The organism is Pricia mediterranea (genome assembly GCF_032248455.1).
In the GTDB taxonomy this organism is placed as follows: domain Bacteria; phylum Bacteroidota; class Bacteroidia; order Flavobacteriales; family Flavobacteriaceae; genus Pricia; species Pricia mediterranea.
In genome coordinates this window covers 1,878,096-1,900,544 of record NZ_JAVTTP010000001.1, presented here as the reverse complement: position 1 = coordinate 1,900,544, position 22,449 = coordinate 1,878,096, and the positions used below count along the sequence as shown (strand labels likewise).

Here is a 22,449-nt window from a genome sequence, read left to right as displayed (position 1 = left end):
TCTAAGTGGTTTATCGAAGGTATCGGACAACGCTGAAATAGCTGATAAATTTCCTTTAGAGCCAGAGAAATAAAATCTAATCGTCTACAGCCGCAAACACCATCTGCCGGAACTTCCATCCCGTTTCATCGGAAACATCGCCTTGGGTCTGCTTCATCAAAATGCCGATAACCTGTTCTTTCGGGTCCGCAAAATATTGGGTATTAAAATAACCGCCCCAATCAAAGGTGCCGGTACTTCCGATACCCCCGGCATCCTGTCCTTCGCCAGTGACCACGCCGAAGGCCAGTCCGTAGTGCTTGAGTCCACCTCCCCACAGTCCCTTTGTCTGGTCGCTCATAATGCTTTGTACGGTGGTTCGGCTCAAGATGCGTTTTCCGTTAAGTTCGCCGTTGTTGAGGTACATTTGCAAAAAGGTCGCATAGTCTTCCGCTGTACTTGAAAGTCCCGCTCCGCCCGAGAAAAAGCGTTTGGCCCCTTTGATTGGGTAATCGGTGTCGTAAAAGGTTTTGGGATATTTCTCCCATTCTCCGGTCTCGAACCGCTGCACTGACACCAGTCGCTTGTGTTTTCCCTCGGGAAGATAGAACCAAGTGTCGTCCATACCCAAGGGTTCGAACAGGCGGGTTCTTAGAAATTCGTCGAAAGGAAGACCGGAAACCACCTCCACGAAATAGCCCAGCACATCCAAGCCTTCGCTGTAAACATAGGCGTCGCCTGGATTGTGGTGCAAGGGAAGCTTCGCCAGTTTTTTGACGCTTTCGGCGATAGCAATGTCCTCGGTCGTGAACAGATCAGTAACCCCGGCCTTGGCATAGATTTTCTGGAAACGCTGATCCCCGTCGATAACGCCATACCCTAATCCGGAAGTATGGGTAAGCAGATCTCGAATGCTTATTTGGTCCTTTGCGGGTTTCACGGTGTAGGTGGTATCGGCTTCATTGAACGTGTCGAGGATCTGTGCTTCCCCGAAATCGGGAATGTACTTTGAAATGGGGTCGTCCAATCGAAATTTCCCTTCTTCCCAGAGCATCATCACGGCGGTGGAGGTTATGGCCTTGGTCTGTGAAGCGATCCGAAAGATGGCATCCTTTTCCATTTCCTTGTTCTCTTGATTGTCAGCCATACCATAAGCCTTATGAAAGACGATTTTCCCGTTCCGTGCAATCAGGGCCACCGCGCCCGGCACCTGGTCTTCCGCTATCGCATTCTGGAGCATGACATCTATTCTATCGAGTCGTTCGGGTGACATGCCTACGCTCTCCGGCGATGCTTTCGAAAGTGGCGCCGCGGTTTGGCGGGGTTTTGTTTGGCCGGCAAGGTTTAGGGTCAAAAGGGACAGAAAGAGGATGATGGCGGTTTTTTTCATGACAAGAAATTCATGTTCGGGGACAGTAGTTGTAGGGCTTTCTTGATTTTGGATGGATGCAATTATCAAGTACCATGGAAAAACCCCGATTCTTTGAAATTAGCGTGAGACGAACCATTTTATTAGCCCATCTCAAGCCAAAGTTTATTGATCGGCGTTATTCGAATATACCGTTTTTACTTTTCCTTTGGTATCGATACACCGAATTTGCTCTATATTTTCGCTGATTCGTATGCTTCGGCTGCTTTGGGAAAGATAACCGGAACCGTAATAGAACTCCTTTTTATAGATTTCGCCGTCTTTCAGTTCGATTTCGGCAAATTGAGTGTCTGACTCCACAGTAATCCACCGGTCCGGTTCAGATGTCAATTCGGTCGTAAATAACTTCAAGTTCGCGTCATTGTTGGCGGACAAAACCTTATAGCCTCCGTTTGCACCTTTCAACAAGGCCAGACCGCTGGCATCCATCTGATTGACAAAGCCACTGGTCTCCCATGGCATATTCAAGAACGTGCCGTCGCCTTTCCCTTTTGCAAATGCGCCCAAAAAGGCATCATAACGGCCTGTAGCGGCTTCGGTCGCGTATGAATTTCCGGTAAGGAGAAGATCGAGGTTTCCATCCAGGTCGAAATCCGAGACGGTGCTGCCCTGGATTGGGGCTACCTGCAATCCTATGGGTAAATCGCGAAGCGCAAAGCTTCCGTTCCCTAGATTTTCTAAATAGCTGTTGGCGAAATTATGACTTTTGACCACATAGGTGGCTTCCAGTTCTTCAGGCAGAAAAGCCCTTTCAAATGAGGTCTCCGAGTACGACTCATAGGTTTTAAATCGGCTTCCCATGGCCCTTATCTGTCCGATAACCTCGTCCCTTGAATGTGCCAAGTGGTTCTCTCCGTCGATATAATAGCATAGTACGGGATCGATTTGTCCGTTCTTGTCATAATCTGAGGCATAGATACACAGGGGTTCTTCTGCCGAGGCGCGGTATTTGGAATTAAGTCCCAAATTTCCCAAAATATAGTCCATGTCGCCATCCCGATCGAAATCGCCGCCGTTGATGCTGTTCCACCAGCCTTCGGTCTTATTTAGTCCCGGAATGTCATCCTGAAATACCAGTTTTCCATTCTCATTGTGGTAAATGGTAATCGGCATGAATTCGCCCATGACAATCAAGTCGGTCCACCCGTCGTTGTCGTAGTCCGTCCAGAGGGCGGAGGTGACCATGGTCAGGTTTTCCCAGCCGGGTATAGAACTTCCGATGTCGGAAAACCGGGGTCGGTCCACATTCGGATCGGAAACATTTTCCAACAAGTAACTAGTGGCAGGAAGGGGGTAGGCGCCGGGCTGCACACGGCCACCCACAAATAGATCAAGATCGCCATCCTTATCAAAATCATTGGCCGTAACGCAAGATCCGCTGGCAGTGGTTTCAGGAAGCGCATCGGACAGGGCAAATCGACCGGAACCGTCGTTGAGGTACAGGCGGTCTTGATATACTTTAGGGTCGTTCGGTGCGACAACGCCCCCGCTGACCACGTAAAGGTCGTTATCTCCATCTCCATCGGCATCGAAAAAAAGGGAGCCCATATCCTCGTACTCCGGGTCGACGACCCATTTTTGGGACTCAAATTCCCCATCCGGCCTTTGCAAAAAAAGCTGTCCCGATTGACCTGCCGCACCGCCGATGAAGAAATCATCCCGTCCGTCTGCATTGACATCGGCCACCGCTATGCCCGGTCCGTTTCGGGAGTGCAAGTGGGGAAGGATGGGCTGTACCCTAAAGTCGACAAAGTCGTCTTCACGATGTCGGAAATCAGGATCCAGACTGTCCTTTAGCTCCTTGAAAAGGGTATTTTTAGGCTGATTGTTGTAGGGGAAATCGAGCAATGTACTCTCCAATTGGCGGAGGGTCAAAAGTTGGTCGGCGAAAACCCCGGTCAAAGTTTGATAACTACCGTCGGGCCATGTGACTTCAAGAGTATCGACCTTCTGATGCTGTCCCAGCCCGAAATGGATGATCGGGTCAACGCTCGATTCGTAGCCCCGGCTCAGATAATGCTGGTAGTATTGTGCGGTGTCCGCCGCGCTTAGTTTAAGCTTGGCACCGATCCCGTTGCGGTTTTGGGGTTTCCCGACCAGCTTTAAGCGTAAAAAATGATGGTCCTTGAGCCTTTCTTCCATGTTTTGATAGACAAAGGCGGGCTGGTTCACATTGTTGACGAGCAGATCGAGATCGCCGTCGTTGTCAAGGTCGGCATAGGCGGCCCCGTTCGAACAACTGGGCGTATCCAGGCCCCAACTTTCCGAAACCTTTTCGAAGGCCATACCGCCGGTATTCCGGTACGCGTAATTGGGCAGGTCTGCCTTGGGCAGTTCCGTGATCGAGGCGAGTTTTTGCCGGGTCTTGGCCTCGATATCGCCCAAGGGGTTGTTATAGATTTCCTGGTAATTGATATAGTCCAGGTTACCGAGGTCCCTCAGGAAGCCGTTCGTAACGTACAGGTCTTTACGGCCATCGTTGTCGTAGTCCGCGAACAACGCGCTCCAGCTCCAATCGGTGCTGCTTACGCCAGCCAGAAATCCGATTTCACTGAAACGGCCGCCACCTTGATTGATCTGCAGGGTATTTCGGCTGTACTGAGGGTCATATCCCGCGTCGAGCATCAGCTGAAAGCGGTCGTAGCCCGTGGGGGAGATGATTAGCTTTTGCCTCTTGTTGTCTTCCGGCCGCATATCGAGTACCATGATGTCGGGCTTCCCGTCGTTATTGATATCGGCCACGTCATTACCCATTCCTGCGTAGGAGGTGTGCTGCAGCTGTTCAGAAATTTTATCCACGAAAGTACCGTCCTTTTGGTTGATGTACAAGATGTCGTTTCCAATAAAATCATTGGAAATATAAAGGTCGGGCCAATCGTCCCCGTTAATATCGGATACGCCTACTCCAAGACCATAGCCTTCCACAAGAATTCCGGCATCCAAGGTAACGTCCGTAAATTTTCCGTTACCGTCGTTGCGGTACAGACGGTCGTTCGTAATCGAGGAGCCATCGAGCACTTTCGGGCGGCTTACGTTCACCTCGTACTCGTAGGCGGCCTGGTTGACCAAAAGATACATGTCAAGATCATTGTCTTTGTCATAATCGAAAAAAGCGGCGTGCATGCTTTGACGGGTGTCGGCAAGTCCATAGGCTTTCGCTTTTTCGGTAAAGGTATTGTCGCCGTTGTTGATATAGAGCAGGTTCGCGCGTTCCGGCTCCTTGGCACTGCCGGATACACATACATAGATATCGAGATAACCGTCCTGATCGATGTCTACCATAGTCGCTCCCGTGCCCCAACGATCATTTAACAGTCCAGCATTGTCGGTAATGTCCTCGAACTCCATATTTCCCTTGTTGCGGTACAGCCTTCCGGAGACGCTATTGCCACTGAAATACACATCGGTAAGTCCGTCATTGTCAATGTCCCCCACCGCGACGCCGGCACCTGTGTAAATGTTCATGTAATCTAGAACGTTGATACTGTCGTTCTCTTCGATGGTATTCTCAAAGGCTATACCTGTTCTTGAGGCATCGAGCCGTTGAAAGCGTTCAGATGCGTTGTGGCCGCAGCCCCCGATCAGGGCCATAGAAAACAAAAGCACGATATGTACAGTCCAACGTTTCATTGTGCTGATCTTATTTCAATTTGCTTTCCTCTTATGTCCATAACTTTTACGGATACCGCATCCGGAGGAATCGATAGGGTACGGGTCGATTGCGATAGGTAGCTCGTACCGTACGGGAACTCCGTTTTTTGCCGTCTTCCGTTCTTAAATTCTATTAAAACGGACACTTCGTTGGGTTTCATTCGATACCATTCGTTTTTTAGGGAACGGGAAAAGGTCTTCAGTTGTCCATCGTTGATACCGATGATCGTCAGTTCCTTTTCGGGGGTCACAAGGCGCACCAATCCCTTTGCATCCCCTAAGACCGAGAATCCGCTTAGCAATACGTCAACGGACTCAAAACCTCCTTTGCCGTTGCCCGCTAGCAGCCATCCGATCGAGGCATCATAGCGCCCTGAAAAGACTTCACCGCTGTAAAAATTGCCGACGGCCAGTATATCGAGGTTATTGTCACCATTGTAATCGCCGACCAGAGAACCGTACATTGGGGCTATCTGTGCGCTTCTGGGCAGTTCGGAAAGTTCGAACTGGCCGTCGCCCAAATTTTCAAGGTACGAATTGGCGAAGGTTTCGCTCTTGAAGACTTGTGCACTGGCGATTTCATCTTTGGTAAACGATTCTTCGAAGGTAGCGTTCGCGTAGTCGGAGTAGGTACGGAAGCGCCCTTTCATTGCGCTGACCTGGTCGATTAGGTCGTTGCGGGAATGGGCTATATAGTTTTTGCCGTCAATATAGCGGCACATAACCGGATCAATCTTTCCATTTTTATCGAAATCGCTGGCATAGATACAGAGAGGTTCCTCAGGGGTGGCCATATATCGGCTGTTAAGACCGAGGTTTCCTAGAATATAATCGGTGTCACCATCGTTATCAAAATCGCCGGAGTTGATGCTGTTCCACCAGCCGTGTGTGTTTTTGAGTCCCGTGCTGTCCGTTATCTCGGACAGTTTTCCACGGTCGTTGCGAAAAAATCGAATGGCCATAAATTCGCCTACGACAATAAGGTCCTGCCATGAATCATCGTTAAAATCGGTCCAAAGCGCCGCGGTGACCATTCCAAGTTCTGTAAAGGTAGCCCCTATGGGCTGATTGTCCCTTTCAAAATATATTTGGTCTTTGGTACTAAAATTTTTTAGGAGAATGCTTTTCGGGGTTAGGGGGTATTCCCCGGGCCGTACTCGACCGCCTACGAACAAATCGAGATCTCCATCCTTGTCGTAATCGGATGCCGTGACCACCGAACCGCTTTCATAAAGTTCCGGTAGTGCGGGCACCTTTTCGAATTTTCCGTATCCATCGTTCCGGTACATCCTGTCTTGGTAGGAAATGTCATCGACGGATTTTGACGTTCCGCCGCTGACCACGTAGAGGTCTTGGTCGCCGTCATTGTCCGCATCGAAGAATAGTGCGGCCATATCCTCGTGGTTGCGGTCGGTCAGCGAGTCGGCCCTAAAAGTTCCGTCTTCTTTTTGAATCATCAGGGCAGTTGACTGGTTCAACGCCCCGCCGGCAAGAAGGTCTTCGAGGCCATCGCCGTTGACATCGGCTACCGCAAGCCCGGGACCGTTACGGGAATGCATGTGTGGGAGTAAAGGTTGGATTCTATAGTCCGCAAAGTCATTTTCGGTATGTTTGAAATCCAGGCCGATACTATCCGTTTTTGCCAATAGAGTACGTTTTTGCGAGGGATTGTCAGGAATTTCGGACTTTTGGGCTTCCGAGTATTTCAGTTCCACTTCTTGGTTTACCGATAATGATTCGAGGCGCTGCACTTTTCCGTCCGGCCAAATGACTTTCGCACTATCGATTTCGGAATTTGGACCAAGACCAAAGTGTAAGACCTGTTCCATAGTGGAAAGGTAACCACGGTAAGGCGTAAAATACTTTTTTTGGAGCTGCCCTTGGTAATATAGCGCCACCTGGCTGCCCAGACCATGAAGATTGGGGGCCTTGCCCTTAAATCGGAATCGGAGATAAGCGTTTGTTAAATCGGTGGTCGTTCTGTTTTCGTAGAGGCCCGCTGGGTCGTCGACATTGTTGATGACCAGATCTAAATCACCGTCGTTGTCAAAATCGGCATAGGCTGCCCCGTTGGAGTAGGTGGGTTTTGAGAAGCCTGCTTCGTCGCTAATATCCTTAAAGCTAAGGCTGCCCTCGTTTTTATACAGAAAATTGGGCAGTTTGATGCCTGGTAGACCATTTAGTTTCTGCAGTCTTTTTTCACGGTTTGCCTCTTCGGTGCCCATGTTGAGTTCTTGGTCGCTGTAATTTATAAAGTCAAGGTTGGTGATATCTTGACGATACCCGTTGGTGACGAAAAGGTCGTTCAGGCCGTCGTTGTCGAAGTCCGCAGACAGGGGAGCCCAGCTCCATTCCGTGGCCGAAATTCCGGCCATCTGGCCGATTTCGCTGAACGACCCGTTGCCGTTATTCAATTGCAGGGTATTGCGGATATACTGGGGCTGGTATCCGTGCGAAATCGCGTTCTCAAACCGGTCATAGGTGTTGCCGGGCATGGTCAGTTTATGGCGTTTGTTGTCGGGGGGCAGCATATCGAGAACTACCACATCCATAAGCCCATCATTGTTGATGTCGGCGATATCGTTGCCCATTCCGTTCAAGGTCAGGTGCCTCATGTAATCGCCGATCTTGTTTTTAAAAGTACCGTCCCCTTGGTTGATATAAAGGATGTCGTCGGTCAGGAAATCGTTGGAGACATAGACGTCCGGCCATCCGTCGGTATTCAGGTCACAGACCTGCACGCCGAGACCGAAACCTTCGGTAAGGATGCCCGCCGATCGGGATACGTCCTCAAAGGAGCCATTGCCATTGTTGCGATACAGTCGGTCTGCGGATGGGGCGTTTCCGGTCAGGTCCCTCGGTCGTGAGGTGTTGCGGTCAAAATCGACCAGGGCATTGTTCAAGAGGTACATGTCGACGTCGCCGTCGCCATCGTAATCGAAAAAAGCGGCTTGTATCGAATAGTTTTCATCGGCCAACCCCCATTTCCCCGCTTCCTCGGAAAAGGAGAGTTTACCGTCCACAACACCTTGGTTGACGAACAGCAGATTAGCGCGGTCGTTGTCCGACGTATCGCGCGGACCGCCACGGCTGACATAGATATCGGGATAGCCATTTTGGTCGATATCCACGATAGCGACGCCATTGGACCAACCGCTGGCACCCACATGGGCCGAATCCGTAATATCCTCAAAGGTAAATCCTATCTTGCCGGTGGTACTGTCGCCCAGATTCCGATACAGGCGATTTTCAACCATGTTGCCCGTAAAGTAGACATCCTGCCAACCGTCAAGATCAAAGTCGGCCAGCGCTACTCCCGCCCCGTTGTACATGTATTCAAAATCGAGGATGGAAAGACTGTCGGCTAGATCGAGGGCGTTGACAAACCCGATGCCCGATTCATCGGGATAATGGACTTTGAACAGGGTGTCGGAACTATCCCTACAGGTAGCCGTCACCATGAGTAGGCAACAATAAAGAAACGGGTAATATCGTTTGATCGCCGGTGGATATAACATGGGTCAGTAAATTTACGAACTATCCCATAAAGAGAGAATCCAATCTAAAAAATGGATTGGATTCCCGGTAGCTCTTAAAAGACGGATTTAGACACAATTCCCGAGGTCTAATACCCTGGATTTTGTTTCAGAAGACCGTCGGAACGATCGATTTCCGTTAACGGAAACGGAAACACATTGTAATTCTCGCTCCACGCCGAACCGAAGATATCCGGGCCAATACCCCAGCGGGTAATGTCGAACCATCGGTGGGGCTCAAGGGCAAGTTCGATCCGTTTTTCTTGCCGCATGGCTTCGGTAAGGTCTCTATCCGGCGTCAGAATGGGAAGTCCCGCCCGGACTCGTATGTCATCGATTTGCTGTTTGGCAATAGCTTGGTCGCCTCCGCCTTCAATAAGTGCTTCGGCATATAACAGTTTGAGTTCGGCGAAACGGAACCAACGCTCGTTGTTGAAATCGGCTGCTTCATTGGGGGATCGGTTCGCGCCGACCGCGTTATACTCCCCCAGATATTTCTTTCCGCTGAGACCGTTGGAGGACCATTCAGGGTTATAGGGCAACTCTTGGGTCATCTGGTTCGACCAGACATAGTACATATCGCCATCTTCATAATAGGTCTCCTCCGCCCTAACATCCCCTGGTTCATAGGCATCCACTAAATCTTGAGACGGAATGAACCAGCCACGTTTACCCCCCGGCGCTCCGTTCGCGGCACCCCAATGATAGCTTCGGGTAGAGCCTTGTGAAGCCTTGAAGTTTTCGGAATGGGTGTCGTCGAAAACCCAAATATTATCGTCGGAAAATGGCCCACCAAACTGAATCTCGAAAATAGACTCCATATTGTTTTCCGTATCATAGTTGAAATTGTCGGCATAATTTGGCATCAACATATAGGGGCCATTCTCTACTACGTCGGCTAGCGCGGTTATGGCCGCCGGCCAATCCTCCTTCCACACGTTCACCTTTCCGATATACGATTTGGCGGCCCATGCCGTGGCCCTTCCACGGTCGGCACTGCCCCAGTCTTCGGGCAGACCTGCAGCAGCTGTCGCAAAATCGTCCAGTATCGACGCATAGAGCTCATCTTGTGAGGCATTGGGCAATGCAAGATTATTCAGGTCGGTGTTTATTTCCAGGGCCAAGGGCGGGGTTCCAAAGAGTTTTAAGGCCTGAAAATGGAACCAGGCCCTTAAAAACTTGGCCTCTGCCTCCAAAATTGTCTTATCCGCCTCGGTCAACTCGTTTTCGCTGTCCAGATTTGTCAAAACCAGATTGGCACGGTAGATACCCTCGTAAATTTGCGAATAGACCGCTCCATACGGAACATCGCTCGATCGAATTTGCAGTAAATCGATATCTTGGGAAACTCCGTCGGCAAGCTCTGTATCGGCCGCCGCGTCATCGGTTATTACCACAGAAATTTTCCAGAATTCCCCATTTTCGCCCAATGTTTCGGCACTGATTCCCCAGAAATCCTGAATGGAGGAATAGGAAGCGAACAGGGCACCATCAAAATCGCCTCTGGTCTTATAGAAAGAGTCTGTGGTCACCCTATCCAACGGCAATAGATTTAATTCTTTTTCCCCGCAAGAAAATAGGAATAGAATGCTTGCAAGAATCATATATTTTTTCATAATGCTATATTTTATTTTGAAGATGCTACTGGTATTATTTTAGTTAAATGTTACGGACCACCCCAACTGAATGATTCTTGGAAGGGGAGAAGCGCCGGCATCCTGACCGCTGGCCAAGGTAAAGTCTCCTTTTTGGAAACTTTGGGTACGGCCTACCTCCGGGTCGAAGCCTGAATATTTAGTAAAAGTGGCCAAATTCTGGGCACCGACGTAAAAACGCATCCGGGATACAAAACCGTCGGTCCAACTTTTCAATTTTTCCGGGGATAGACTATACCCTATCTGTATGTTCTGAATACGAAGGTAACCGGCATCCTCGATCCAGCGATCGGAAAATCGATTGTTACCGTTGGGGTCTGTTCTGGTCAAACGTGGATTTGAACTCGAATTGGTCGTTCCCTCTCCGGTCCATCGGTCAAATACCTGCGTGCTGAAGTTGTTGTTGCCAGTAAGGCTTTCTAAGCTGGTACGCGCTTGGTTATAGACTTGTTGATCCCCGACTCCGCGGAGGTTGATCGAGAAATCGAAACCGTTGTATTCACCTTGAAAGTTAAACCCATAGAAAAAACCGGGGAAAGGACTGCCCAGATACGTTCTGTCGTTGGCATCCACGACCCCATTGCCATCTACATCTACAAATCGAATATCCCCGGGTTCCGGTGTTCCGTTTACATCCGGTACGGCAGCGGCGATTTCGGTTTGGTTCTGATACAGCCCATCGGTTTTGTACCCGTAAAAGTGACCAAGGCTTTCCCCTACTACCGTTCTGTGGGTGTCGGGTCCGCCTAGACCGGTTACGATTTGGGAAATCTGGCCCAGATCGGTAACCTCGTTCTTGACTGTGGTGATGTTGGCCCCAAGACTATATTTGAAATCTCCTATCTCGTCAGCATAGTTTACAGAAAATTCAATTCCCGAGTTTTCGATTTCCCCGATATTGGCATCCACGGGCAAGAAGAACCCCGAAACATAAGGTACCGGAAGTCCTATCAAAACGTCTTCGGTGGTCTTGTGATAATAATCAGCCGTCATGTTGAGTTTTCCGCCCATAAAGGCACCGTCGATACCGATGTCCCATTGGGTACTGGTCTCCCACTTTAGGTCTTTATTGGCAAAATTCGTAGGTGCCGGGGCCATGACGGTTTCTTGACTGTCTCCAATAACGTATCTTATATTGCTTTCCAAAGCAAGAAGATAGGCAAAATTTACCCCTGTAAACTGGTTGCCCGATTGGCCCCAACCTACACGAAGCTTCAAGTCATCGACAAATCCTTCTTTGGGAAAAAAATCTTCCTGTGAAATTCGCCATCCTGCCGAAACGGAGGGGAATATATCATCACGATTGCCTTCGGCAAAGCGGGATGTAGCATCTCGGCGCATGTTAACTGTGGCCAAATATTTACCTTGAAAGTTATAGCTCAAACGGCCCAACCATCCCTGCAAGACCCAGTTGTCGGCTTCGTTCGTGCCAGAAACCGTTGAGCCTGTGCCCGCAAAGTTAAGGTTGAAAAGGTCACGCCCTTGCAACCTTACCTTGTCGAAGCGAAATTCGGTCTGTTCAAATCCAAAAATAGCGGAAAGGTTGTGATCGCTGCCGAAAGTCTTGTCATAGGATAAGGTGACAGACGGGGTCATGGTCAATTCGATCGGCCGCGAAGAAACCAACAGGGATTGTCTTGGGCTGTTTCCCGAGAAGTCTGTAGGCAATTGCAGAAAGTCTCCGGAACCTACGTTATAATCGAGTCCGAAGGAAGACCTTAGCTTTAGACCTTCGAGAATTTTCAGTTCCGCATAAAAATTACCTAAAACTTTCCGATTCTGAATAGTAGTTCTATTGACCCTTAAATCGTTTCTATATACATAATTATTGCCCCTGCCATCACCTCTGGTATCCGGGTTCTCCAAATTATAGCCGAAAGGACCATCGCCGTAAATCTTGTAATAGGGCGCGTTCAAGGCGGAATTAAAGCCTGAGAAAAAAGCGCCCTCACTTTGTACCAAACGATCGGTCTGGCTAATGAGCAAAGATTCTCCGAAACGCAATCTGTCCCCGACTTTGATATCTGAATTCGCCTTGAACGAATATCGGGTAAAACCTTGGGCGAGTTCTATGCCTTCCTGATCCAAATACCCACCGGAAATAAGATAGTTGGCATTTTCACTGCCGCCGCTTACCGTAACATTATGGTTCTGCACGAACCCGGTGCGAAAAACTGCGTCTTGCCAATCAATAAAAGGTTGGCCCCGGAATTCGGTGACGTCCCTACCTAGCTGTCCTTGGATATCGATATAGTCTTCAACGTTAAGTACATCTATTCTATCCCTTACCTGACTAAAAGAGGTATAACCGTCATAATCCACTTTCGCAGCTCCGGCCTTTCCCCTTTTTGTGGTTACGATAATTACTCCATTCGCCGCCCTGGCCCCATAAATTGCAGCAGAGGCAGCATCCTTTAAAACGTCTATCGATTCGATATCGCTCGGGTTGATGCCTGCCAAGGGATTGGAATCGGTAGTGGAGGAAGTATTTACGGTAATGTTACTGGTCTGTACTATCGGCACCCCATCGATGACCCATAGCGGGTCGTTAACTCCAGGCGTGCCGATACCTCGGATACGGACGTTTATGGGTGCGCCCGGGTCGCCACTTCTATTGGTAATGTTGACACCGGACAAGGTACCCGCGAGCACTTGATCCGGACTGGTAATCGGTTTGGATACAATTTCTTCGGCACCCAAAGAACCGACCGCTCCGGTAAGGTCTGCCTTTCGTTGTGTACCGTAACCGACCACTACCACTTCGCTAAGCGCTTCTGCATCTTCCGACATGGTAATATCGATGACCGTTCTGCCGTCGATCGGCACCTCCTGGGTCGCATAGCCGACGTACGAGAACACTAGGGTCGTGGCATCGTCTGGCGCGTCTATGGCGTAATTTCCGTCAAAATCGGAAGTGGTGCCTATGGTGGTGCCCTTGACCACCACACTGGTACCTGGTAGAGGTCCTTGCGTATCCGATATGGTTCCAGTGATGTCCTGGGCTTGCAGGGAAATCCCAAAAAATAGGGTCAGCATTAGGTGGAGACCTGTAATCTTGGATATAATTCTATACGCGAAACTATGTTTCATGATCCGATAGTTTAATTGGTTAAATAGCAAATGGAGTTCATTCTGGGGTATTAGAATATTCTGCCGCTCACCTAGAACGACGATTATGCAGACATAGGCAAATACCCAAAAATTTAGTTAAAAATAAGCAATCGCTTAACATCTGGACAAGTGTTTTTGGAGTTTTTTGATAATAGTTGTTAATGGGATGAGTCTACACTACCTTCAAATCAATGTGAAATCCAAGACCAACTTCAATTTTCGGACACTTTTCCCAACAAACTCTCCTGAAATAGATTAAAAATTCGGGTGTATTCGTCCGTCCAGCTGCTGGGTTCGACGAAGCCGTGCCGCTCGACCGGATACACGGCCATTTCCCAGTTGTGTTTGCCCAGCTCTATCAAACGCTGTGAAAGACGGACCATATCCTGAAAGTGTACGTTGTCATCGATCATTCCATGTAAGATCAACAGGTCGCCCTCCAAACCGTCGGCAAAATAGATGGGCGAACTTTTTCGATAGGCGACGCTATCGGAGACGGGAGTGTTCAATATTCTCGCCGTATAGCCGTGGTTGTAGGCCGCCCAATCGCCCACCGATCGAATCGCCGCTCCGGCCGAGAAGGTTTCGGGGGCGTTGAACATGCCCATTAGCGTAATAAATCCGCCGTACGAACCGCCGTAAATTCCGATTTTGTCCTTATCGATGCCGTGTTCGCTTACGAGGAATTCGGCCCCGTCGACTTGATCGGAGAGGTCTTTGCCTCCCATGTGACGATAGATCCCGGTACGCCAGTCGCGTCCGTAGCCCGCACTGCCGCGGTAATCGATATCCAATACGGTATATCCGTTGTCGACCAACAGGTTGTGGAACATATACTCCCTAAAGTAAGAGCTCCACCATCGGTGCGCGTTTTGCAGATAGCCGGCACCATGTACGAAAATCACCGCGGCCTTGTTCTTTACATCCGCATCCGGACGGTACATTCTCGCATGTACCTCGGCACCGTCATTGGCCTTGAAGGTGATGATTTCGGGGTCTCTCCAGTCGTATTTTTCGAATGCGCCCGAGGTCGATTCCGTAATTTGTTTGGCAGTGCCCGCCTTCTTGGAAAAAACGGGATTTTTCTTTACAAAGAGCTCGGTAGGCCTGTTGGAATACGAGAACAAAATGGCCATGTTCTTCTCATCAGGGGAAAGGGTCACCTCGTTCTTTCCGGTCTTATCGGTAAGCGGAGTCAATTTTCCGCCGTTAATTGGCATGCTGTAGAACTGACGGTCGCCGGGATGGTTTTGGTTTGCGGTAAAATACCAACGCTTTTTGTCATTGGAAATACGGGGGTCATAGATTTCGAAGTCCCCCGACGTTAGCGCCTTGGTTTTTTTGGTGTCCAAGTTCAGGGTGTACAGATGTGAATATCCCGTCTTTTCGGATTGGAACCAGATGTGCTTGTTGTCGGGCATCCAGCCCAAATCGCTTCCGCCCCAACTACTGATTCCGGGGCCGCCGATCCAGGCCTCGTCGCGCTGGTGGTCCAGATTGGTAACGCTGGCGTCCTTTAGATTGAGCAAAACGATCCATCGGTCCTTATAATCGTTCGAAACGATTTCTACGATGGCGTTCTTGCCGTCGTCGCTCCAAACAGGTGGGGATATACGGCCTATTCGATCTTCGTTTTCATAGGGTTTGTCAGGGTAGTCCTTGGTGTATTCCGGCACATAATCAAGGCCTGTCAAATTACTGAGGTCCACGGAATCTATCGTCCGGTCGGCGATATCATAGATGAACATTTGGTAGGTGTCGGGTTCGTTGCCCACCTTCGACCGGGTATCTTCATCTTCGGTATAGCCCGATTCGGTGACATAATGCGGCATGATGGTGCCCTTGTCCTCCGGCTTTTCTACGCTAAGATAGGTGACGTAATGTCCATCGGGACTTATTCGTTGGTTCTCGATTGATTTCCCGTACTTATAAATCGCAAGAGGCCGCTTCAACTCGTTGCGTTTCGATAGGGTATCGTGCCGATCTGACTTTTCCTTGCGTTCGCGCAGCACATCGAATAAAGCCAACTGGTCTTGGTAAAGCCATTCGTCTTTATCGCTTTTCTTTTCGGGTTCGTCCTTTTTGTCCGTGAAATGCGTCATTTGCGTAGTCGTTCCCGAGGTGATTTCCCAAACGTATATATCATCATCTTTTAAGTAGGCGACCTGGGTCTCGTTTCCCGTGAAATGCGGAATCCCTTCGCGCGCAGTGGTTCGGGTAATCGGGGTGATGGCGTTCGTGGCGGCATCCTTTATAAAAATATCGCCGTTTTTGGAATAGATCTTTCGGGTTCTTTCGACATTGAACGTACCTCTCGGCGCTGGCAGGTCGTATTCCGTATCGAAGTCCACTTTCGCTATTTTTTCGGAGGAAAGCGAGTAGGCGTACAAGGAGTCGCTGTACACGGCATCGGGATTCCAATCGAAATAAATGGTGTTTCCATCGGATGACCAGTGTATGTTCGAGGGAAGATGGCCGACAAAATCATTACCCTGCATGATTTGTTCTATGGTCAGCGGAGAGCTATTGCCCTCTTGTGCCGTAAGGATGCTACATCCAAATAAAAAAAAGACAAAATAGAGCAAAGGCATTTTCATAGAGGAACTAATTAGTGGTTAACAGCTAAAAGTAAGGAAAAACAGTGAAAATTTAGATCTGGTCAAGAGATGGACGTTTAATTTAAAACCGCAAGGCTAGCCCAATGGTCCCCGCCCCGATGTTCAGGTCCCAACTCGTTTTTTTATCCTTGAGGTGGGCCTGTCGCTCAGCTTCGTCATTGTATTTATTGTCATATTTACGGTCAAGGAAACGGTCGATCGATTCCACCGTGGCAACGCTTATAACGATAGAGACTACGAAATCGCTAAGCCAGTGCTGGCCGTCCCAAAGGCGGGATATTCCGGGAATAGCCCCTGCGGTGTAGATGCCCGCTTTTACCCACGGACTCTTGAACTGTTTGCCTACCGCATAGGCGGCGGTAAAAGCCGTAACCGCGTGTCCGGACGGAAACGAATGAAACCGCCGGTTCGAATTAAAGGGGTCGAAAGTGTCCTTTCCCAAGTTAGATTCAGGTCTTGCTCGCCCTACCACAGTTTTGAGCACTTGCTGCAAAAGTCCCGTAGAAGCGGTGGAAGATACTAACAATACCCCTGTACGTCTCAATTTTTCATTTTCAGTGAATAGACCGATCGAATATACCCCGGCAGCGGCTATCATTTGGTATTGCGGACTGCCGTAAAATTCCCCATAATCGCGTAACCAAGTCGGTACGCTCTCCCGATTGGCCCTGATAAACCTTGAGGTTTCATAATCGGCGGTATAGACCAGTGCGGTACCGGCGACGAATCCGCCGAATTGCATCCATTGCTTGCCCTGCCAATGAAAGGGCCTTGTATAGGAATGGCCCATGCCCTTGAAAATGTTTGCAAAGTCATATTTGAACGCGTTCCACTTGGTCTCCGGAGGGTCATTCGAAAGGCTGTCCTGTGCCAGTGTAAATGCCGAACAAAGCAATAAGAAGAGAATAGATAGGGATTTTAGCATGATACGAATATAATTGCTCCATCAAATTTACAGAACAAAAAACTCCAAAATTTGGTTGGTTTGTCCTTATTCCTTTTTCCTTTCGTTTTTATAGTCAAATCGAACATCATCCGTTTTGTGCTACAGGAATTTTGACAGCGTCTTAAAAGTAGAGGTCTTTTGCGATTCGAAAAGTGTTCGCATGGGCCTCGATGATGGTTTTTATTTCAGGGGAATAGCCTCCGCCCATACTGCATTGCACCGGTATTTTCAGCTTGTGGCAGGTTTCTAGCACAAATTGGTCCCGCTGTCGGCAGCCTTCGACGGTCATGGCGAGCGTACCCAGTTTGTCGGAGGAAATGACATCGACTCCGCAGAGGTAAAATATAAAATCAGGCTTTTCCGTGTCGATCATTCTGGGGAGGGTGTCTTTAAGGATAGATAGATATTCGGCGTCGCCGGTATCTTTATCCAATGGGACATCCAAGTCGGACTGCTCTTTTTTAAAGGGATAGTTATTGCCTCCGTGCATCGAAAAGGTAAACACGGAAGGGTCGTTCTGAAAGATTTCCGCCGTGCCGTTGCCCTGGTGTACATCGAGATCCACGATGAGAACTTTTTTTACTGCGTTTTTAGATTGCAGATAACGTGCGGCGATGGCCTGGTCGTTCAGCATGCAGAACGCCTCGCCCCGGTCGGTGTAGGCGTGGTGTGTACCTCCGGCGACGTTCATGGCGATACCGTGTTCAAGGGCAAATTCACTGGCTTTCATGGTGCCGTCGGCAATGATCCGTTCGCGCCGGACCAGGTCTTGGGTCAACGGAAAACCTATTTTTCGGGCTTCTTTAGGGGGAATCTTGAGGTTCAGCAGGTCGTAGAAGTATTCCGGATCGTGCACCGCGAGGATATGTTTGTCATTGGGAATTTCAGGTTCGAAGAAATTCTCGGGGGTACAGGTGCCTTCCAGTAACAACTGCTGGGGCAAGAGCTCGTACTTCAGCATTGGAAAGCGATGGCCTTCGGGCAACGAATGTTTATAAATAGGGTGGAAGGCAATTTTGAACATGTTTCTTTTTCGTTACTAGCACTGGAGTCCCTTCGATACAAGGTTGTTGTGACCCGTCACCCGACGCCCGTTCAAGTTCGGAATCAGGATATATTGAAAGCAAGGCATTAAATATCATTTCTTTTCTAAGGCCAACTGAATCCTTTTTCTCGGAATATCTACCGATAAAACCTTTACCATAATCTGCTGGTGCAAGTGTACGTGTTCATTGACATCCTTCACAAAGGAATCCGAAAGGTTGGAAACATGAACGAGTCCGCTTTCCTTGATGCCGATATCCACAAAACAACCGAAATTGGTGATATTGTTGACGATACCGGGCAGCGTTTGGCCCTCTCGAAGGTCGGAGATACTTCGAATGTTCTGGTCGAAAGTGAAGACCTTGGCGGTTGCCCGCCGGTCGAGTCCGGGTTTCTCGAGTTCCTCGATGATATCACGAAGGGTAGGAAGGCCGACCTTTTCTGTGCGGTAGTGCTCCAGATCGATTTGTCGCAGCTGTTTTTTATTTCCGATGAGTTCGGGAACGGGTATGCCTGCATCCTCCGCCATTCGCTGTACGATATCATAGCTTTCGGGATGTACCGCCGAATCGTCCAAGGGATTTTTTCCCTCTTTGACACGAAGAAATCCTGCTGCCTGTTCAAAGGCCTTTCCGCCCAGTCTCGGAACGTCTTTAATGCCGCCCCTATCCGCAAAAGCGCCATTTTCTGTTCTATGCGCCACTACGTTCTCCGCTAATTTGGGACCGATACCCGACACATAGCTCAGCAACGGAACACTAGCGGTGTTGACATTGACCCCGACGGAGTTGACGCAGCTCTCGACCACAGTGTCCAGCGAGGTCTGCAACTTGCCCTGGTCCACATCGTGCTGATACTGTCCCACCCCGATGGATTTAGCATCGATTTTCACCAATTCCGCCAAGGGGTCCGCCAGGCGGCGCCCGATGGATACGGCGCCTCGCACCGTGACGTCGTAATTGGGGAATTCTTCCCGGGCAATCTTGGAGGCGGAATAGATCGACGCACCCGCCTCACTCACGACGTAGACCTCGACCGGATTTTTAAAGTGCACCCGCTTTATCAAACGTTCGGTTTCCCTGGATGCGGTGCCGTTGCCGATGGCGATGGCCTCGATCTTGTAGGCATCGCAAAGCGAACTGATTTTTTTGATGGCCTCCGTACTTTTGTTTTGGGGCGCATGCGGATAAATGGTCTCGTTATGCTCCAACTCACCTTGGGCACTTATGCATACCACCTTGCAACCGGTTCGGAAGCCCGGATCGATGGCTAGAATGCGCTTTTCGCCCAAGGGGGCTCCTAATAGCAGTTGCTCCAGGTTTTTGGAGAATACCTTGATGGCCTCGTCATCTGCCTTTTCTTTGGCCGATTTCAATATTTCGTTGGATAGGGAAGGATAGAGCAACCGCTTGTAGGCGTCTTCCAACGCTAGGCGTACGTGCGGCGTACACGAATTGTTCGACTTGATAGTACGATCCGCTATTTTGGATAGGATATAGTCGTCATCGATTTCGATCTTAACTCGGAGAAAACCCTCATTTTCCGCTCGGAGTATGGCCAATAATCGATGGGACGGACAGTGTTTTAAGGCCTCGCTCCAATCGAAATAATCCCGATACTTTTGTGCTTTTTCCTCTTTTGTTTTCGATGAAACGGCTTTGGTCGTCAACATGGCCGAACGTTCCAGCTGTTTTCGAATCTGGTTCCGGATCGAGATACGCTCGTTCATCCATTCCGAGATGATATGTCGCGCCCCCTCCAAGGCTTCCTCCACGCTTTCGACCTGCGTGTTCACATATTGGGATGCCGCCTTGTCGATGTCGGTATGGTTCTGGGCCATGATGATTTTGGCCAAAGGTTCCAATCCTTTTTTCCGGGCAGTTTCCGCCTTGGTCTTGCGCTTTTTCTTAAAGGGAAGGTAAAGGTCCTCAAGGCTGTTGGCATCTTTCGAAGCTTCGATTTTTTGGCGTAACTGGTCCGTTAAGGCGCCTTGTTCCTCGATGGCCTTCAGTACGGTCGCTTTCCGTTTTTCGAGGGTTTCGAATTCGGACTTCAACCTGACGATGGTCCCGATTTGTACCTCGTCGAGATTGCCTGTTTGCTCCTTTCTATAACGCGAGATAAAGGGCACGGTACAATCCTGATCGAGGAGTTCGACCGTGCTTTTAATACTTTTTTCGGGGAGTTGGGTGTTTTTTGCGAGGTAGGATAGGAGATTCATAAAATTCAATTTATAGTTTCCCCATTTTCGACCCCATCTTCATCCGGATTCATAAAAACCAGTTTTCCGTTCGCGTTTTCCGTCATCAATATCATGCCTTCGCTTTCAGCGCCGCGCAATTTTCGTGGGGCCAGGTTCACCAAGACGGTCACCTGATTGCCGATAATTTCCTCGGCAGTAAAACTTTTTGCGATGCCTGAAACGATGGTACGGGTATCGAGGCCCGTATCCACCTTCAAGATCATGAGCTTGTCGGTCTTGGGCATGCGTTCGGCCTCGAGAATGGTGCCTACGCGTATGTCGAGTTTGGTGAAATCTTCGAAGCTGATGGTTTCTTTTTGTGGCATTAGGTTTTTATTTTCTTCGGAGTAATCTGCGTGGTCTTCGGATGCGATTTGATTCGATTTTTTGGTCGCCTTCAGCTTGTCGAGCTGTGCTTCGATTTCTTCGTCCTCGATTTTTCGGAAGAGCAGCTCGGCTTTATTGATCTGGTGGCCTGCGGGGAGCAGGGGATTGCTTTGGGCGACGAGTTGCCATGAGGTCTCGACTGCGCTCGACCTGACATTCTCGACGGAGCCAGTGCCTTGCGGGGCCGAGGTCTCGACTGCGCTCGACCTGACAAGCTTGTCATCGCCCGTTTCAAGCGGGGTCGAGGTGCCGGATTTGAGGTTCAACATAGATCTTAATTTCGCGGAGGTAAAGGGCAGGAACGGTTCGCTTAAAACGGCCAACCCCGTTGCGATCTGTAAGGCTACGAACATGATGGTCTTTACGCGCCCTTCATCTTCCTTCACTACCTTCCAAGGCTCCTCGTCGGCCAAATATTTATTGCCAAGTCGGGCCAGGTTCATCAATTCTTGGCTCGCCTCCCGAAAGCGGTAGCGTTCGAGGGAGCTGGAAATGGTTTCGGGAAACTTTCGAAGGGCCTCCAAAGTTTGGGTATCGATCTCCGAAAAATCCGAAGGTTCCGGCACCATGCCGTCGTAATATTTATGTGTCAACACGACCACCCGGTTAATGAAATTCCCGAAGATGGCGACCAGTTCATTGTTGTTGTGGGCCTGAAAATCCTTCCAGGTGAAATCGTTGTCCTTGGTTTCGGGGGCGTTGGCGGTGAGGGTGTAGCGAAGCACATCCTGCATGTCGGGGAATTCTTCTAGATACTCGTGCAGCCAGACCGCCCAATTTTTGGAGGTGGAGAGTTTATGGCCTTCTAGGTTCAAAAATTCGTTGGCGGGTACGTTGTCCGCCAAGATAAAATCTCCATGGGCTTTTAAGATCGACGGGAAAATGACACAGTGGAAGACAATATTGTCCTTTCCGATAAAATGGACCAGCTTCGTGTTTTCATCCTTCCAATACGGTTCCCAGTCCCGGCCTTCTCGTTCGGCCCATTCCTTGGTACTAGAAATATATCCGATAGGGGCGTCGAACCAGACATAGAGCACTTTTCCCTCGGCGCCTTCGACGGGTACGGGAATGCCCCAGTCGAGGTCCCGGGTCACGGCGCGTGGCTCGAGTCCGCCGTCGATCCAACTTTTGCATTGGCCGTACACGTTGGGTTTCCAGTCGTGTTTATGGTCTTCGAGAATGTATTTCCTTAAAAAATCTTCATACCGATCCAGGGGGAGGAACCAATGTCGGGTCTCCTTGGTGGTCGGTACGCTTCCGGTGAGCGTTGATTTCGGGTCGATAAGGTCGTTGGCGTTCAACGAAGAACCGCAATTTTCGCACTGGTCCCCATAAGCTTCACCGTACCCGCATTTGGGGCAGGTGCCCGTCACAAAGCGGTCGGCCAAAAATTGCTGGGCCTGTCCGTCGTAGAGTTGGGCCGTGGTCTCCTCTATAAAATCATCCTGTCCGTATAATTTTTTGAAAAAATCGGAAGCCGTCTTGTGGTGTACCTCGGCGGAGGTACGGGAATAGTTGTCGAAGGTAATCCCGAAATCCTCAAAAGAATCTTTGATGAGGTTATGATATTTGTCTATGATTTGTTGGGGGGTAACGCCTTCTGTCTTTGCCTTCATCGAGATGGCGACCCCGTGCTCGTCGCTGCCGCCCACAAAGAGCACGTCCTTGCCGGTCAGTCTAAGGTAGCGGGCATAAATATCGGCGGGTACATAAACGCCGGCCAAATGCCCGATATGAATGGGTCCGTTGGTGTAGGGTAATGCCGCGGTAATCGTGTAGCGGGAAGGTATTTTCGTATTCTCGGCCATCAAATTCGATTTTGGCCGTAAAATTACGGTTTTTTACGGG

10 protein-coding genes are annotated in these 22,449 nt (G+C 49.6%); all 10 read right to left on the bottom strand.

The window, feature by feature from the left end; translation table 11 throughout:
• Positions 1-76: 76 nt before the first annotated feature.
• The 10 genes from RQM65_RS07855 to metG all read right to left on the bottom strand — a co-directional run bounded on the left by RQM65_RS07855 (position 77) and on the right by metG (position 22,409).
• Positions 77-1,369 carry a serine hydrolase domain-containing protein gene (locus RQM65_RS07855; protein ID WP_314013962.1) on the bottom strand — a complete coding sequence of 431 codons (1,293 nt, stop codon included), beginning with the start codon at positions 1,367-1,369 and terminating at the stop codon, positions 77-79.
• A 144-nt stretch (positions 1,370-1,513) separates the two neighbouring features.
• The gene (locus tag RQM65_RS07850) at positions 1,514-5,038 is read right to left on the bottom strand and encodes a VCBS repeat-containing protein (RefSeq protein ID WP_314013960.1); all 3,525 of its coding nucleotides are present in this window, start codon (positions 5,036-5,038) and stop codon (positions 1,514-1,516) included.
• Complete coding sequence (locus RQM65_RS07845) at positions 5,035-8,577, bottom strand: VCBS repeat-containing protein (protein ID WP_314013959.1); 3,543 nt, start codon at positions 8,575-8,577, stop codon at positions 5,035-5,037. Before RQM65_RS07845 ends, RQM65_RS07850 begins: the two co-directional genes overlap by 4 nt.
• 107 nt (positions 8,578-8,684) lie before the next feature.
• Positions 8,685-10,211 carry a RagB/SusD family nutrient uptake outer membrane protein gene (locus RQM65_RS07840; protein ID WP_314013957.1) on the bottom strand — a complete coding sequence of 509 codons (1,527 nt, stop codon included), beginning with the start codon at positions 10,209-10,211 and terminating at the stop codon, positions 8,685-8,687.
• Positions 10,212-10,250: 39 nt separating this feature from the next.
• Positions 10,251-13,340 carry a SusC/RagA family TonB-linked outer membrane protein gene (locus RQM65_RS07835; protein WP_314013955.1) on the bottom strand — a complete coding sequence of 1,030 codons (3,090 nt, stop codon included), beginning with the start codon at positions 13,338-13,340 and terminating at the stop codon, positions 10,251-10,253.
• Between the two features lie 233 nt (positions 13,341-13,573).
• Positions 13,574-15,958 (bottom strand): S9 family peptidase, encoded by a 2,385-nt coding sequence (locus RQM65_RS07830; RefSeq protein ID WP_314013953.1) that lies wholly within the window; start codon positions 15,956-15,958, stop codon positions 13,574-13,576.
• Positions 15,959-16,040: 82 nt separating this feature from the next.
• Positions 16,041-16,904: a phosphatase PAP2 family protein gene (locus tag RQM65_RS07825; RefSeq protein WP_314013952.1), complete on the bottom strand. Its 864-nt coding sequence runs from the start codon at positions 16,902-16,904 to the stop codon at positions 16,041-16,043.
• Between the two features lie 142 nt (positions 16,905-17,046).
• Entirely contained in the window at positions 17,047-17,949 is a 903-nt protein-coding gene (locus tag RQM65_RS07820) for a histone deacetylase family protein (protein WP_314013950.1), read from the bottom strand.
• Between the two features lie 114 nt (positions 17,950-18,063).
• The gene (locus RQM65_RS07815) at positions 18,064-20,190 is read right to left on the bottom strand and encodes a Tex family protein (protein WP_314013948.1); all 2,127 of its coding nucleotides are present in this window, start codon (positions 20,188-20,190) and stop codon (positions 18,064-18,066) included.
• Positions 20,191-20,195: 5 nt separating this feature from the next.
• The gene (gene metG / locus RQM65_RS07810) at positions 20,196-22,409 is read right to left on the bottom strand and encodes a methionine--tRNA ligase (RefSeq protein ID WP_314013946.1); all 2,214 of its coding nucleotides are present in this window, start codon (positions 22,407-22,409) and stop codon (positions 20,196-20,198) included.
• Positions 22,410-22,449: the final 40 nt, after the last annotated feature.